General features: G+C 61.6%; 13 protein-coding genes. 7 read left to right on the plus strand and 6 right to left on the minus strand.

Going from position 1 to position 14,811, the window contains the following annotated elements; translation table 11 throughout:
- Nucleotides 1-69: 69 nt before the first annotated feature.
- Complete coding sequence (locus CUJ84_RS16315; RefSeq protein WP_105006969.1) at nt 70-1,248, minus strand: NAD(P)/FAD-dependent oxidoreductase; 1,179 nt, start codon at nt 1,246-1,248, stop codon at nt 70-72.
- Here CUJ84_RS16315 and mnmD point away from each other — a divergent pair.
- From mnmD to CUJ84_RS16330, 3 genes are all read left to right on the plus strand, one after another.
- Nucleotides 1,247-1,963 (plus strand): tRNA (5-methylaminomethyl-2-thiouridine)(34)-methyltransferase MnmD, encoded by a 717-nt coding sequence (gene mnmD, locus CUJ84_RS16320; protein ID WP_105006970.1) that lies wholly within the window; start codon nt 1,247-1,249, stop codon nt 1,961-1,963. The genes CUJ84_RS16315 and mnmD overlap by 2 nt on opposite strands.
- Before the next feature lie 81 nt (nt 1,964-2,044).
- Complete coding sequence (locus tag CUJ84_RS16325; protein WP_105006971.1) at nt 2,045-2,293, plus strand: type II toxin-antitoxin system ParD family antitoxin; 249 nt, start codon at nt 2,045-2,047, stop codon at nt 2,291-2,293.
- Nucleotides 2,290-2,598, plus strand: coding sequence for a type II toxin-antitoxin system RelE/ParE family toxin (locus tag CUJ84_RS16330; protein ID WP_105006972.1), 309 nt, complete (start codon nt 2,290-2,292; stop codon nt 2,596-2,598). Before CUJ84_RS16325 ends, CUJ84_RS16330 begins: the two co-directional genes overlap by 4 nt.
- Here the strand turns inward: CUJ84_RS16330 and CUJ84_RS16335 are convergent.
- Nucleotides 2,592-5,939, minus strand: coding sequence for a response regulator (locus tag CUJ84_RS16335; RefSeq protein ID WP_105006973.1), 3,348 nt, complete (start codon nt 5,937-5,939; stop codon nt 2,592-2,594). The two genes, CUJ84_RS16330 and CUJ84_RS16335, sit on opposite strands and share 7 nt — an antisense overlap.
- 318 nt (nt 5,940-6,257) lie before the next feature.
- On the opposite strand from CUJ84_RS16335, the gene CUJ84_RS16340 reads away from it, so the two are divergent.
- Complete coding sequence (locus CUJ84_RS16340; RefSeq protein WP_003561784.1) at nt 6,258-6,566, plus strand: hypothetical protein; 309 nt, start codon at nt 6,258-6,260, stop codon at nt 6,564-6,566.
- Between the two features lie 234 nt (nt 6,567-6,800).
- Here the strand turns inward: CUJ84_RS16340 and CUJ84_RS16345 are convergent, their stop codons facing one another.
- Both CUJ84_RS16345 and CUJ84_RS16350 read right to left on the minus strand, forming a co-directional pair.
- Complete coding sequence (locus CUJ84_RS16345; RefSeq protein ID WP_105006974.1) at nt 6,801-8,186, minus strand: MFS transporter; 1,386 nt, start codon at nt 8,184-8,186, stop codon at nt 6,801-6,803.
- A gap of 197 nt (nt 8,187-8,383) precedes the next feature.
- The gene (locus tag CUJ84_RS16350) at nt 8,384-9,331 is read right to left on the minus strand and encodes a dihydrodipicolinate synthase family protein (RefSeq protein WP_199788717.1); all 948 of its coding nucleotides are present in this window, start codon (nt 9,329-9,331) and stop codon (nt 8,384-8,386) included.
- 163 nt (nt 9,332-9,494) lie between these two features.
- On the opposite strand from CUJ84_RS16350, the gene CUJ84_RS16355 reads away from it, so the two are divergent.
- Nucleotides 9,495-10,523 (plus strand): LacI family DNA-binding transcriptional regulator, encoded by a 1,029-nt coding sequence (locus CUJ84_RS16355; protein WP_105006975.1) that lies wholly within the window; start codon nt 9,495-9,497, stop codon nt 10,521-10,523.
- Between the two features lie 73 nt (nt 10,524-10,596).
- On the plus strand, nt 10,597-11,712 hold the full coding sequence (locus CUJ84_RS16360; protein WP_105006976.1) for a DNA alkylation repair protein: 1,116 nt from the start codon (nt 10,597-10,599) through the stop codon (nt 11,710-11,712).
- A 53-nt stretch (nt 11,713-11,765) separates the two neighbouring features.
- On the opposite strand, the gene CUJ84_RS38350 is transcribed toward CUJ84_RS16360, so the two are convergent.
- A complete protein-coding gene (locus CUJ84_RS38350; protein ID WP_199788831.1) occupies nt 11,766-11,960 on the minus strand; it encodes a hypothetical protein in 195 nt (64 codons plus the stop codon).
- Between CUJ84_RS38350 and CUJ84_RS16365 the strand changes: the two genes are divergently transcribed.
- A complete protein-coding gene (locus CUJ84_RS16365; protein WP_105006977.1) occupies nt 11,959-13,692 on the plus strand; it encodes a DEAD/DEAH box helicase in 1,734 nt (577 codons plus the stop codon). The genes CUJ84_RS38350 and CUJ84_RS16365 overlap by 2 nt on opposite strands.
- 158 nt (nt 13,693-13,850) lie before the next feature.
- Here the strand turns inward: CUJ84_RS16365 and CUJ84_RS16370 are convergent, their stop codons facing one another.
- On the minus strand, nt 13,851-14,753 hold the full coding sequence (locus tag CUJ84_RS16370; RefSeq protein ID WP_105008214.1) for a DMT family transporter: 903 nt from the start codon (nt 14,751-14,753) through the stop codon (nt 13,851-13,853).
- Nucleotides 14,754-14,811 lie beyond the last annotated feature (58 nt).

Here is a 14,811-nt window from a genome sequence, read left to right on the forward strand (position 1 = left end):
TGTCGATGCGCAAGCAGATAGGTGATTTGCATGACAGAATAACGAAACGCAGCGGCGCCTAATTCACGTTTAACGTGAAGCCGCCGCAATATGGCTTGAAATTGCGAAGCTTTCCGGCAGCAAAAGTCTGCAGTCTGTATCGCCTGCGATACATATCGCCGCCTCCGCCAGCCGGTGAGCGAGGCCGAAGCTGACCTTGAAGCCGCCGGTCAGCGCGATCAGGCGCCGGTGATCGGGATGGCGGCCGATCATTGGATCCCGGTCGATCGCCTTCGGACGAAGCCCGGCCCAGCGCTCGACAACAGGAGCGTCGCGAAGCGTCGGCACGATGCAGCGCGCCGCCTCGATCAGCACGTCGAGCTGGGCGTCGGTCGAGCTGGGATCGTCAAAACGGTTCTCGCTGGTGCTGCCGATTGCCGCGTGCCCGCCCTCATGCGCGACGACATAGAGCCCGTCGAGGAAGATCGTCGGTAGCGCCGGGTCGATATCGGCTTTCAACAGTGCTGCCTGCCCCTTGACCGGCTGACCGAGCGGTTGCTTCAGCCCCGGCGTCAGCGCTTGCAGCAATGGAAAGGAGCGATGGCCGGCGGCCAGGATGCAGTGACTGAAAGCGATCGTTTCACCGTTGATTTCGGTCGTGCCGCGATCAGGATCGAGGCCGGCAACCGTCGCATGCTCCAGGATACGAACATGCTTTGCCCGCCGCAGGAAGGCGATAAGCGCTGCGATCAGCAAGCGGGGCGCAACGCGGGCGGCGAGCGTGTCGTGCACGAAGCCGCTCTCGCCGGCAGACGCCTCGATCCAGCCGTTGACCGGCGGCCTGTCGAGTACATGCCAGTGGAAGCGGCGGTCGCCCACCCGCCAATGCTGTTCAGCGTCCTCGAAATGGCCGCGCGCTATTTTGTTGAGATGCGGCTTCGGCAGTGGGATCAGCCGTCCGGACCTTTTATAACCGGCGGAAAGCCCGGTCTCGGCTTCGAGCGCTGTGATTTCGGCTTCGAGCGAGACCAGCGCATCGAACTGGAACTGCTTCTTCTCCGACCACCGGTCCGGCATATGCGGCATCAGCGCGCCGAGCAGGCCGCCGCTTGCACCTTCGCCCAACCTGCCGGCGTCAGCGATAAGAGTACGGATGCCCCGGCGTTCGGCATGGACGGCCGCCCAGAGCCCCATGATGCCGCCGCCGACGATCAGCAACTCGCAGGACGATTGACCTGAGACCGGTGCAGGACTATCGGCTTTTTCCATGACAGACGTGAACCCCGATCAGATTGGCGCGGGCGCGCCGCAGCCGCTCGAATGGCGCGACGGCGATATGCCCTATTCAACAGCCTTTGGCGATCATTTTTATTGCCAGACCGATGGGCGGCTGGAATGCGGCCACGTTTTCCTCGCCGGCAACGGCCTGCCGGAACGCTGGAGCGGCCGGAAGCGCTTCCGGATCGGCGAACTCGGCTTTGGCACCGGCCTGAACTTCACCGAGACCTGGCGGCAATGGAAACTCCATCGCCAAGCCAGCCAGCATTTGCATTTCACCTCCTTCGAACTCCACCCGATGCGCGGCGAAGAAATCGGCCGGGCGCTGTCGCACTGGCCGGAGATCGATGCCGAACGCGAGGCGCTGACGGCGGCGTGGCCGCAAGCGCCTGATGGCATCGTTGAGCTCGATCTCGATGCCCAGACGACGCTCCAGGTCGTCTGCGGCTATGCCTTGGACGGCGTCGCGGCAGCCGAAGACGGCTTCGACGCCTGGTATCTCGACGGCTTCGCCCCGTCGCGCAACAGCGATATGTGGTCGGAGGAACTGATGCGGCTCGTCTGTGAGAAAAGCGCAGCCGGCGGCACTTTCGCCACCTACGCGGCGGCCGGTTTCGTGCGCCGCAATCTCATCGCCGCGGGTTATGCCGTCGAGCGCCGCAAGGGCTTTGCCGGCAAGCGAGAAATGCTCTGCGGCATCAAGTAATCTCGGGAAGTACGATCGATTCAAGCCGCTGCGTTGCTAACAGTTATCACTTCGTGCGATAATCGCCCGAGAGGAACGAATATGGCCAGCAGCGCGAATCTTGGACAGCAACTCGAAAACTATGTGAATGAACTCGTGAAATCGGGGCGTTACAACTCTCGCAGCGAAGTTCTGCGGGAAGGTGTCCGGCTTGTCGAGGAGCGGGAAAAACGGCTGATGGCGCTCGATCTGGCGATCGGCCAGGGGATCGCCGACGCGGAAGCAGGCCGCTTGAAGCCCATCAGCGATGTCGCCGCCCGCCTTGCAGCCAAATATGACGGCCGTTCGTGATCGTCCTCATTACCGCCCAGGCGGAGGCGGATCTCGAACGTATTGGCGACTATATCGCTGCGGACAATCCGCAGCGGGCGGCAAGCTTCATTCACGAACTGCTGGAACGGTGTGAGCGTCTGGCGGAAACGCCGAACGGTTTTTCATTGGTTCCACGCTACGAACATACCGGCGTTCGCCGCCGTCCCTACGGCAACTATTTGATCTTTTATCGCGTCAGCGAGGATCGTATCGAGATCCTGCATATCCTCAACGGCGCTCAGGATTTCGAGAGCATCCTGTTTCCCGAAAGTTCAGATCAGTAGCTGGTGCGCTCCGGCTGCTGCTCGCTCGTTCCGAGCCACTGGCGGATTTTTTCCTCGAGCAGTTCGGGGCTGATCGGCTTCGACATGTAGTCGTCCATGCCGGCATCGAGGCAGAGCTCGCGGTCGCTTTCGAGCGCATGGGCGGTCACGCCGATGATCGGCACCCGGTGCCCCTGCCCCTGTTCGCGCGCGCGGATCGTCTGGGTTGCCTGATGGCCGTTCATGACGGGCATCGAGACGTCCATCATGATAATGCGCGGCGTATGCCGCTCCCAGGCGGCGACCGCCTCCTCGCCATTGTCGACGACGAGGAAGGAAAGACCCGTGCCTTGCAGGATCTGTGTGAAGACGATCTGGTTGACCTCGTTGTCCTCGGCGACGAGCACGTCGACGAATTCAACGGCCCGCTTCTGCGGCGCAGGCGCGGGCGCCGGCACGGCCACTTCCGTCTGCAGCCGGGCAATCTCGGCCTCGGATGCCTGCTTGACGCGGCTGGCGCGCACCACCTCGACGACCGTGTTGCGCAGCACGTTGGCGCGCGCCGGTTTCATCAAATGCGCGTGGCCGTTCAGCGCCGCGAATTCCTTTTCCGTGCCGGAAATATCCATCGACGTCAGGAAGATGATCGGCAGTTCGACGAAGCGGGGATCGGCTCGTAGCCTGCGCGCGACATCGGCGCCGTTCATATCGGGCATGTGATAATCGAGCACGACGGCATCGACGGTGACGCCGAGATTGGCCGCCGCCTCCAGAATCGCAAGACCGGTACCGCCGCCTTCGGCGGCCACGCCGTCGAAGCCCCAAAGAGACAGCTGCTCGGTCAGGATTCGCCGGTTCACTTCATTGTCGTCGACGACGAGGATGCGCGCACCCTGCACGTTGATCGGCAACGGCTTCGGCTCAAGGCGGGCGGCCGCGACCGCAAACGGCAGGTTGACGGTGAAGACCGAACCCTTGCCCCATTCGCTCTCGACATTGAGATAACCGCCGAAGAGGTCGACGAGCCCGGCGGTGATCGCAAGACCGAGGCCCGTACCCTCATGCCGCCGGGTCGATGAGGCGTCCACCTGCGAGAACTTGTCGAAGACCGATTCGAGCTTCTCCGGCGGAATGCCGATACCAGTATCCTCGATGCGGATTCTGGCCATGATCTCGCCGCCAGCGGCCGGCTGGAAGCCGACATCGACAAAAACATGGCCGCGCTCGGTAAACTTGACGGCGTTGCCGACGAGATTGGTGACGATCTGGCGGAAGCGCCCGGCGTCGCCAATGACCGCAGCGGGCAAATCGGGCGCGGCTCGCACCAGGAGCTCGATGTTCTTCTCGGCCGCGTGCGAGGACAAGAGTGTCGCTACGTCCTCCACCGCTTCGGTGATATCGAAGGCGGCTTTGCGCAGCTTCATCTGCCCGGCATCGATCTTCGAGAAGTCGAGGATATCGTTGATGATCGTCAGCAGCGCATTGCCCGACTTGACGATGATATCGACGAAGGTCTTCTGGCGCGTATCGAGATTGGTCTTGGCAAGCAGTTCCGCCATCCCAAGCACGCCGTTCATCGGTGTGCGAATCTCGTGGCTCATATTGGCGAGGAATTCGGATTTGGCGCGGTCGGCGGCTTCGGCGCGCGACAGCAGCTGGCGAAGTTCCTCTTCGCGGCTCTTGAGTTCGGTGACATCGGTAAAAAGAGCCACCCAATGCTGTCCCCGGCTGACCGTCGCATCCATGTTCACCCAGCGCTCACCGCCAACATGGAAAGCCGTGGAGATCGGCAACCTGGCCGCGATATTGTCGCGCCAACCCTGCAGAATCTCGGCCGCGTCCTCGTGGAAGTCGCCGCGCGCAGCGCAGAACTCGAACATGCCGAGCCAACCCTGCCCGGTCTCGATATAGGTGGCGGGAATTTCCAGGATATGAGCCAGCGCCTCATTAGACATCCTGATAATGCCGTCCTGGACGATGGCGAGGCCCTGCGGCATGGCGTGTGTCGCGTCGCGCATCAATTCGCCGAGATGCTCCAGCGCGGCGCGGGCCTCGTGGACTTCGTTTTCCCGCTCACGCACGGCCGTGATGTCGGCATAGGTGAGCAGGATCCGGTCGTTTGAGATACGGCGGCTGTCGAAAATGACGGATTTGCCACCCGCCCAGCCGAGCTCGATCGGCTCGGGCTCCTCGGTTTCGAACAGGTGCTTGCGGAAAGCGTAGATCTCCTCGGGCGTCTGTGTGCCGTCGTAGCGACCGAGCTCATAATTGCGGCGGATGACGTCGATGAAGGGGCGGCCGTCGAAGGGATCGTCGAGCGGCAATTCCCAGATGCTGTAGAACTCGTCGTTGACGGAGAGGATCCGGTGGTCGTTATCGAGGATCAGCACGCCGATCGGAAGCGAGCGTAGGATATTCTCGATATCCCGGTGCAGCACCTCTTTGTGCTGCTGCGCCTCGATCAGCGCCTTCTCTCGTTCCTTGAGTGGCGAGATGTCTGAAAAGGAGCCGACGACATAGGGCCGACCATCCGCTGTCACAACGCGGTTGACGCGCGAGAGGACGGAATAGATATGGCCGTCCTTGCTCGGCAGCAGGCTTTCGATCTCCTTCGACTTGCCTCCCTCCAACGCCAGCAGGTTTTCCTGGTAGATCGCCTCGCCCCCTTCCGCACCGAACATTTCGTGTTCGGTCATCCCAAGGACCCGAGAACGGCTATGGCCGCTGAAGGTTTCGTAATATTGATTGGCATAGACGAGGCGATGCTTCTCGTCGCGCACGAAGGCTGCGACCGGGAGGTCCTCCAGGATAGTCCGCAGCAGGTCGAGCTCATTGACGCTCTCGTGCCAGGCCGTGTCGCTGACAGCCGCAGGCCTTGCGTCGTTGCGATAGGCGGCGTTGACGACCAGCGGCCGGCCATCCTCGGCAAAGATGCCGATCGGATGGTCGAGCTGTTCCAGCGCCTCGCGCACGCGGGCGAAATCGCTGTCGTCCGCGGCGCGGCGCGGCGGCGCTCGCACTTCGAAAATGCCGAGCACGTAAGCCCGGTCCAGCGATGGCGAAAAGCTTTCTATCTGGATGCGTTCATGGCTGAGGCCCGCCGCATCGAAGCAGATTGCGTTTTCCTCAGTGCCGAATACCAGCGCGCGGCGCTCCTTGTCCTCACGATCCTCTTCCTCAGGACGGTCGAGGAGCTCGCGGCTGCGCCTGCCGATGAAATCGGAGATTTCGCGACCTAGAAAACGGGCATAGGCCTCGTTGACGGCGACGTAGCGCAACTCGCTGTTCTTGACATAGGCCGGGGTATCCAGATCAGCGATCCGGCGGCAAGCCAACTCCAGAAGTTCCCCGGCTGATTTCAAAAAATATCGCTCCCGCAATGAATGAAATATCGACTACAAAAACTATAACGCCAAGGCTTTTAACAAGGTTTTAACCATAAATTTCGACAGCGGAATTTTACGAGCCAGCTCACCAAGCTGAAGATAATACGGGATTACCAGCCCCGGCTTGCACGAGACTGAAAGGACGCCTGCAATAGTTCCTTTCGACGTCGGGGTCCGTTGAAATCATGACGAAAATTTAATGCCGAAACCGCTTGCGCGGCCATTGCGCCGCCGCGATCCGGGCCGAGTCTCGGCATGGCTTTACGGAAGCCATGCCCATGAAAGGAAAATACCATGTCCGTTCTTCATAAGACCATGGCGACGGGCCTGATCGCGCTGACCTTTGCCGGCGCCTCGCTCGCCACTGCCACCACCGCCGATGCCCGTCCACGCGATGCCTTCTGGGGCGGCCTTGCCGCCGGCGTTGTCGGCGGCGCCCTGCTGTCGGAGGCCGCCCGTCCCGCCTACCCGGTCTATCCCGCCTATCCCGCTTACCGCCCCTACCCCGTTTACCGGACTTACTATCGGCCGGACTATTGCCACTTCGAATGGTTGCACGACGATTGGGGCAATCCCTATCGTGTCAAAGTTTGCCAGCGATAGCGGAAACCGCATCCGGCGTCGCTTGACCTCCCGTCGGCGCCGGTCAAATTACAGCGTCCTCTGCGCGTCTTTTCAGACGCGCAGAGGACGCTGTAACGCTTTGAATTTCTGCATAATTTCATCCTTAAATCGATTCCGATTTAAGAAATGATGCAGTAGCCGGAACGGCAATCAAACGAAACTGGCGGATTTTCATCCGCCAGCTCAAAGCCGATCAGATCGCATTTTCAACCGTTACGGAGAAAGCTCCTCCAGCACGCGATCCTTGGTTTCGACAGCAAACAACATCGTGATGATTGCACCGACGATCAGAATGGCTGCGAAGCTCGCAAAGACATACTGGATGCCCATGGAAGACATCACGGTGCCGACGAGGATCGGGCCGGCCGATGACCCCAAGCGAAGCCAGGCGCTGCCGGTTCCTGTTCCCAGTGCCCTGAGGCGCGTCGGGTAGATCTCTGCAGAGTACAGATACAGAGAGAATGTGACGGTCTGGACAATCGCATAAGCGAGGCCGGCAAGAACCAGAACCTGGATGGGAGAGGTCGCGCCGAGCCATGCGAGAGCCAGCAGCGGCACGGGAGCGAGAAGCAGCGCACCGGTGTACCAGCGCTTGCGTCCCACTTTGTCGATGAGCAGCGCGCAGATGACAGCGGCGATCACGCCGCCGACCGACGTGAGAAAACCATAGAAGATGCTGGTTTGAAGCGGCAGGTTGAAGACCTGTCGATACAGGGTCGGCAGCCAGGTGATCGTACCGTTGGCCACCGTATAGGCGGTAAACCACATTGCCCAGATGGAAAGCGTCCGCTTCAGGTAAATACCCTGGAACAGCTCGCGCCAGTCCGACTTGCGGCGGACCGGCGCCTGGATGAGCTTCGGCTCGGGCAGTTCCTTGCCGGCTGCGCGAGCACTCTCTTCCATGCGGGTGACGATAGCGTTTGCTTCGCCATAGCGGCCGTTGGCAGCCAGCCAACGCGGTGATTCCTTCAGGAACCAGCGCAGGGGAATCATGATGATTGCCGGAACGAGACCGACGACGAACATCGCCTTCCAGCCGTAAACCGGTACCATGAAGTAGCCGATCAGCCCGGCGCCGACGAGGCCCAGCAGGAACATGACCTCATAGAGGAGGAAGAACTTGCCGCGCCCCTTCGACCCGATCAACTCGTTGATATAGGCGCTGGCGACCGGAACCTCGCCGCCCGTGCCGATCCCCTGAACGAAACGGAAGGCCATCATCATGCCGGCGCCGGCAGCGAACAGGCATGCGACATCCATGCTGACGAAGAGCAGGATCGTGAACAGAAGAACTTTCAGCCGGCCGACCTTCTCGGCAAGCCAGCCAAACAGGATCGCACCGATCAACTGTCCCAGATAGCCCATCGACAGGATCATACCGGTCTGAGAGGGAGTCAGGCCCCACTCGCGGACGAGGACGGGCATGGCATAAGCGATGGCGATGACCGTGTAGCCGTCGAAGAACGTTGCGGCGCCGACGATATTACGCGCCCAGAATACCTCGCGGGTGATGGGAAGGCGCTCCAGACGAGCGCTGATTTCGGCCTGAGGATCAGCGGCATTCGCTGTCTCAGCCGGTATAGGCTGCATGACATTCATTGGTTCCTCCTTCTCGCCCCGTGGCCTACCACTCTCCCGGCCAGGGGCGCTCCTGCTTGATGGTTGCTACTGCGCGTCAGTTCGTCCTGTCAGAGCAATGGCCTTCAAAGACGTTCAAGTCTGCCTCGTCGGGTTTCCATGGTTTCCTCCTCCCTTCGCAATGCGCCCCTGCGACCTGCGCAGGGGCGTCAAGGAGGTCACTCGGCAGCCAGCAACTGGTCAACGCGACCAATACCGGCGGCGTCGAAGGCAGCAAAGATCTCCGCTTCGGCCTTGTCGCCAAGGCTCTTCAGCGGCTCGCGGATCGTAGCGTGGTCAAGAATACCGCGGTGCACGAGGCCGAGTTTCAAGGCCACGGTGCCTTCCATATGAGAGCCGCGATGATAGACGGCACGCGTCACCGGAAGAAGGCGCTCGAAGATCTTGCGCGCTTCCGGATAGTCCTGCGCCTTGCCGGCTTTGATCAGGTCGATCAGCAGTTCTGGCGCGATATTGCCATAACCGACGAGCAGACCGTCGACATCGAACATGGTTGGCAGCAGCCATTCATCGTGGCAGCTCAGAACCTGCAGCTTTGGATTGGCCTTCTTCAGCTCCGGAATTTCGACATACCAGCGCTTCATATTGCGCACGCCGTTCTTGGTGGCGACGACGCCTTCCTGTGTGGCAATCGCAAGCTGCGTATCGAGATCGTATGATGCCTTGGTGGCGTCGGGATATTGGAACAGGATGCACTGGAGGCCAGACTCCTGCCAGATTGCCTTGTAGCGATCCTGAGGCGCTCCCTTCTGAAAGCCGAAACGCAGCCAACCGTGGTTGGGATAGACGAGTGCGCCGGTAGCACCAGCGGCCTTGCATTTCCTGGCCTCTTCAGCGGCGACCTTCGTGCCTTCACCGGTAATCCCGGCAATGATCGGAACGGCACCGTCGACTGCTTCAACATAAGTGTGGATGAGAGCAAGGCGCTCCTCTTCCGTGAGGAAGGTGCCCTCGCCGGCATGGCCGAGGATGACGAGGCTTTTGACGCCTTCCATCGAGACCAGCCATTTGGCGAGTTTGGCGTTGGCTTTGTGATCAACTTCACCGTCGCGGGTGAAAGCGGTAACGGGGGCCGGGCTCAGCCCGCGCATATCCATCGGTTGCATATTGGTCTCCTCCTTCGTGCGATCGCGGTTCACTCGCGACCGATATAGGATCGTTTACGGGAACGTTCCCACTATCGTTCTCGAATTCTCTGGAGTCAATATCTTTTTTGGTGCATGCTCAGAATGACGACGGCCGATTGCCGACTCGAATGGAAAAGGCTCAATGAATTCAAAGACGGATGAAGTTCCGGGACAGACTCGCGTCACTATTCACGGCGTCGCTGCCGCAGCCGGTGTCTCCAAATCTACCGTGTCCCGCATACTGGACGAGAGGCTTCCCCGCTCCGACAGCGAGACCGCGCGTCGCGTGCGCAAGGTTGCCGAAGAGCTCGGATACGTTCGGGATGTTTCCGCAGCGAGCCTCAGGCGCGGCAACACGATGACAATCGGGGTGATCGTGCCCAGGCTGACGGATACGGTCATGGCCATGCTTTATGAAGCACTGGCCAAGGCCTGCAGCCGTAGTGGCCGCTTCGCGATTGTCGCAACGACCGACGACAAGCCAAAGGCAGACCGGCTTGCGGCCGAGTCTCTGCTGAAACGCGGTGTCGATGGTCTGATTCTTTCGACAGCGCGGGAAGACGATGACTTTCCGGACGAGCTGGCAAAACGCGGTATTCCTTATGTCCTGGCACTCCGGACGGATGGCCACAGCCTCTCGTCGGTCGGCGATGACAGGCTCGGTGGGTACCTCGCCGCCCGCCACCTCCTCGATCTCGGCCATCGCAGAATTGGCGTCATCGCCGGTCCATCCTATGCCTCCAGTTCGCGGGGCCGAGTGGAGGGTTTCCGCCACGCCCTGGAAGAAGCTGGATTGAAGGCAGACCCCTCAAACATCATTCCCTCGACATTCGGCATCGAGTCCGGTGCGGTAGCCGTCGAGACACTGATGCATCTTGGTCCGCGCCCAACCGCTATTTTCGCCGTCAACGACAATACCGCCATCGGCGCCTTGTCGGGACTGACGAAACTTGGCCTTTCCGTGCCACAGGACATCTCGATCGTAGGCTATAACGACATTCCGATTGTCAGCCACCTCCCCACGCCGCTCACGACGTTGCGGGTGCCGTTTGAGCAAATTGCATCAAACGCCCTTGATCTTCTTGCCGGTGACAACAGCCCTGCCGACGAGCGTATTCGGATCTCGGCCCCAACCCTCATTCCAAGGAAATCGACGGCACCGATACGCTAAAGCTCGCACCACGCAGACCATGCTGCCCTCATGCGGGCCGCATGCGGCGGTCGCATAGAGAGGAAGGACCAGCATGCCGGAACCGCTCAAGAACCTGCTGCATGAGGCATTGGTCGGCGATATGGCCGATCGCATTGCCGGCAACGCGCCGACTTTCGATAAAAACCGCTTCGTGACGCTGGCGACCGAGGGCCTCACCGCGCTGGAGCTGATGGAGCGCTCGGCCCTGATCCGCGACGCGCTGTTTGCCACCCTTCCCGGTGATTTCCGGGAGGCTGCAGCCATGCTCAAGGCGAGCCTGCCCGCCCCCGACAGGCCCGGGCTGTCCGGCTGGATGCTGCTGCCGGTCAACCAGTTCATCGCCGCGCGCGGCCCCGATCATTTCGATCTCGGTCTCGATCTCCTGAAGGCGCTGACGCCGCATTTCACAGCCGAATACGGCATCCGCCCCTTTATCCACCGCGACCAGCAGCGCGCGCTGGCCATCATTTCAAGCTGGGTCGACGATCCCGATCAGCATGTGCGACGGCTGGCGAGCGAGGGAACGCGGCCGCGCCTGCCCTGGGCGATGCGTCTGCCGCAGCTCGTGAAGGATCCGGCGCCGATCCTGCCCATCCTGACCGCGCTGATGGATGATCCCGAGGATTATGTGCGCCGATCCGTGGCCAACAGCCTGAACGACGTCGCCAAGGACCACCCGGATCTGGTCGCCGCCTTCATCGCCAGTCATATCGACGGTGCTTCATCCGAACGCCGCTGGCTGCTGAAACATGCCTCGCGCACGCTTCTGAAGAAGGGCCACGCGCAGGCGCTTGCCAATTTCGGCTTCGCCGCGGCCGCTTCGCTCGAATGCGAACTGCTGCTCCGGAATGCTGAGGTGATGTTCGGCGAAGGGCTGGATTTCGAAATCCGGGTGACCAACGCCGGCGCGCGAGCGCAGTCGCTGATGATCGACTACGCCATTCACCATGTGAAGAGCGACGGTTCGCTCTCACCCAAGGTCTTCAAGTGCAAGGCGATAATGCTCGCTCCGGGGCAAAGCCATACAATTGGGCGCCGCCACGCCATGCGGCCGATCACGACGCGACGCTACTATCCAGGCGAACATCGCATCGCCATCCTCGTCAACGGCGCGGAGACCGCATCGCAAAGCTTCGTCCTCGTCATGCCCTCACCTGACCGAGCTTGAGGCTTTCTTGTGCACTGCACTTGACTTTCCACGCGAACTAGCCCAAATGCGGGTCAGCTTTCACCCTTCCGGCCGCCGCGTGAGCGTGCCCCTGCTGAAAAATACAGACGCAGGAAGAAGGGACAAAAGCGCATTTCGATAAAGCGCCGCACTCCCATGAGCGGCCAGAAGCGCTGGAAAGCTTTTTCCAACTCACAAGTTCCCACTTCACGCGGGGTTCTTGACGCCAGAATGAAACCGGATCGCATGGTGCGTTCCGGCGATAGTCATTGTGGCGCCCCGAAAGGTTATACCTTGACTAATTTTGAATCGCTTGGTGTCTCCAAGCCGATCGTCGCTACTTTGTTCCAGCTCGGCATCGAAACGCCGACGCCGATCCAGGAACACGCCATTCCCCTCCTCCTCGAAGGCCGCGACCTGATCGGCCTTGCCCAGACCGGCACCGGCAAGACCGCCGCTTTCGGCCTGCCGCTGATCGAAAAGCTGCTCGCCGATGAACGGCGTCCCGACAACCGCACGACGCGCACGCTGATTTTGGCGCCGACCCGCGAACTGGTGAACCAGATCGCCGAGAGCTTGAAGAAGTTCATCCGCAAGTCGTCGCTGCGCATCAACGTCGTCGTCGGCGGCGTCTCGATCAACAAGCAGCAGCTTCAGCTCGAAAAGGGCACCGACATCCTCGTCGCCACGCCGGGCCGCCTGCTCGACCTCATCAATCGCCGCGCGATCACGCTGACCACAGTCCGTTATCTCGTGCTCGACGAAGCCGACCAGATGCTCGACCTCGGCTTTGTCCACGATCTGCGCAAGATCGCCAAGATGGTGCCGAAAAAGCGCCAGACCATGCTCTTCTCGGCGACCATGCCGAAGGCGATCGCCGATCTCGCCGGCGAATATCTCGTCGATCCCGTCAAGGTCGAAGTCACGCCCCCGGGCAAGGCTGCCGACAAGGTCGAACAGTACGTCCATTTCGTCGCCGGCAAGAACGACAAGACTGAACTGCTCCGCAAGTCACTCACCGAAAACCCTGATGGCCGCGCCATGGTCTTCCTGCGCACCAAGCATGGTGCCGAGAAGCTGATGAAGCATCTCGAAAACATCGGCTATTCCGTCGCCTCGATCCACGGCAACAAGAGCCAGGGTCAGCGCGAGCGCGCGCTGAAGGCTTTCCGTGACGGCAGCATCAAGACGCTGATCGCCACCGACGTCGCCGCCCGCGGCATCGACATCCCTGCTGTCAGCCATGTCTACAATTACGACCTGCCTGAGGTACCTGACGCCTATGTCCATCGCATCGGCCGCACGGCGCGCGCCGGCCGCGACGGTATCGCCATCGCTTTCTGCGCTCCCGACGAAGCCAAGCTGCTGCGTGATATCGAGCGCCTGATGGGCATCGACATCACTGTCGCAAGCGGCGAACCGCCGGCAAACATCAGCGGCGGACCCCGCCGTGCCAACGGCAATGGCAACAACCGCAATCGCAATGGCGGCCAGGGTCGCGAAGGTCAGGGTCGTGGCGAAGGCCGTGGCGACCAGAACCGTTCGGAGCATCGCGGCAACCGTCAGGAACGCCGCCCGCGCCGCGAAGGTGAAGGCAGCGAAGTCCGCGCCGGCGGCGAGGAGCGTCGTCCGCGTCCGGAGCGCCCGACCGGCCGCAACGAGGATTTCCGCGGTCAGCGCCGCGGTGAAGCGACCCCGGATCTCGGCCCCGACAACGATCTGGCCTCGACCTCCGATTTCCGCGCCTCTGCAAAGCCACAGCGTCCGGCCCATCACGGCGCCCATGCCAATGGTGAACCGAGCGGTCATCACCGCGGCAACAGCCGTCACGCCCATGGCCGTCCGGCCCGCAAGCACGGCGAGGACCGCGGCCCGCAGCAGGCCCAGGCCGGCGAACCGCGCCGGGACGGCAATGGCGGCAACCGTCGCGGTGGCTCCGGCTCCCGCAACGGCGGTGGCCAGCGCCGCGAACGCGCCTGATAGTTAAACGACTGAAAAACAAAAAGGCCGGGGATATCTCCGGCCTTTTTGTTATCTAGCGCATCGGCCCGAAAATCGGAATCGATTTTCGGAAAGCACGATGCGAGGATTGAAAGAGTTGGAGCGTCCTTTGTGCGTCCGAAAGGACGCACGGCGCTCTAAACCTCCGCAGGCCTATGCTCGCTAAACGCCTTGCGGTTCGTGAGATAGACGCCTGTCACGACCACCACGGTGCCGACGATCAACGGCAGGGTCAGCGGTTCTCCGAAGGCAATGAAGGCTTCGAGAGCAACCGCTGGCGGCATCAGGTAGATAAGCGAGGCGGCGCGTGACACCTGGCCCCGACGGATCAGATAAAGCAGCAGCCCGACGCCGCCCATCGACAGGCCGAAGACCGACCAGGCAAGCGCGCCATAGGCCTGCGCGGCGCCGTCGAAATGCTGATGCTCGAAGATCAGCGAAAGCGGCAGGGTGAGGATCAGTGCGCCGATATATTGCAAGGTCGCGATGGTTCTGAGGTCGCCGGATTGCAGGTGCTTCTTCTGATAGAGCGTGCCGTAGGTGACGGACGCCATGGCGACCAGGTTGATCGCCAGCGGCAGGGCGGCATGTGTGAGATCGGCGGTCGCCGGATCGAGCAGCTTCGGCGATATGGCGGTGGCAATGCCGATGAAGCCGAGAGCAAGGCCGAGCTTCTGTGCCTGCTGCAGCCGCTCGCCGATGAGGAAGGGAGCTGCCATCGCCGTCAGCAACGGCTGCAGCGCCGCGATGATGCCCGATATGCCGGCCGGCACGCCATTGGCGATCGCCCACCAGAGACCGGCAAGATAGAAACCATGCAGGAAGAAGCCGGAATAGACGGCGCGCAGCGCCGCCGCCCGGCTGTTCGGCCATTGCGCCCGCACCACCAGGCAGAGCGCCAGGAATGCCGCCGCCGACAGCGCGTAGCGCATCGAAAGAAAAGTGAAGGGCTCGGAATGCAGCGAGGCGTATTTCGCCACCACCCAGCCCGTGGACCAGAGCAGGACGAAAACGGCGGGGGCAAGGCGATCGAGGGACATGGGGCGCGGCTCGGCAGAGAAGGGTTCGTCGTGCTGATAGCCCCACCCGGCGGCTGCA

The organism is Rhizobium leguminosarum (assembly GCF_002953715.1).
Taxonomy (GTDB): domain Bacteria; phylum Pseudomonadota; class Alphaproteobacteria; order Rhizobiales; family Rhizobiaceae; genus Rhizobium; species Rhizobium leguminosarum_V.

Coding starts and splice junctions, on each gene's coding strand:
- mnmD (WP_105006970.1), top strand. CDS start 1,247: ATGACAGACGTGAACCCCGATCAGATTGGCGCGGGCGCGCCGCAGCCG.
- CUJ84_RS16315 (WP_105006969.1), bottom strand. CDS start 1,248: ATGGAAAAAGCCGATAGTCCTGCACCGGTCTCAGGTCAATCGTCCTGC.
- CUJ84_RS16325 (WP_105006971.1), top strand. CDS start 2,045: ATGGCCAGCAGCGCGAATCTTGGACAGCAACTCGAAAACTATGTGAAT.
- CUJ84_RS16340 (WP_003561784.1), top strand. CDS start 6,258: ATGTCCGTTCTTCATAAGACCATGGCGACGGGCCTGATCGCGCTGACC.
- CUJ84_RS16345 (WP_105006974.1), bottom strand. CDS start 8,186: ATGAATGTCATGCAGCCTATACCGGCTGAGACAGCGAATGCCGCTGAT.
- CUJ84_RS16350 (WP_199788717.1), bottom strand. CDS start 9,331: ATGCAACCGATGGATATGCGCGGGCTGAGCCCGGCCCCCGTTACCGCT.
- CUJ84_RS16355 (WP_105006975.1), top strand. CDS start 9,495: ATGAATTCAAAGACGGATGAAGTTCCGGGACAGACTCGCGTCACTATT.
- CUJ84_RS16360 (WP_105006976.1), top strand. CDS start 10,597: ATGCCGGAACCGCTCAAGAACCTGCTGCATGAGGCATTGGTCGGCGAT.
- CUJ84_RS16365 (WP_105006977.1), top strand. CDS start 11,959: ATGGTGCGTTCCGGCGATAGTCATTGTGGCGCCCCGAAAGGTTATACC.
- CUJ84_RS38350 (WP_199788831.1), bottom strand. CDS start 11,960: ATGCGATCCGGTTTCATTCTGGCGTCAAGAACCCCGCGTGAAGTGGGA.
- CUJ84_RS16370 (WP_105008214.1), bottom strand. CDS start 14,753: ATGTCCCTCGATCGCCTTGCCCCCGCCGTTTTCGTCCTGCTCTGGTCC.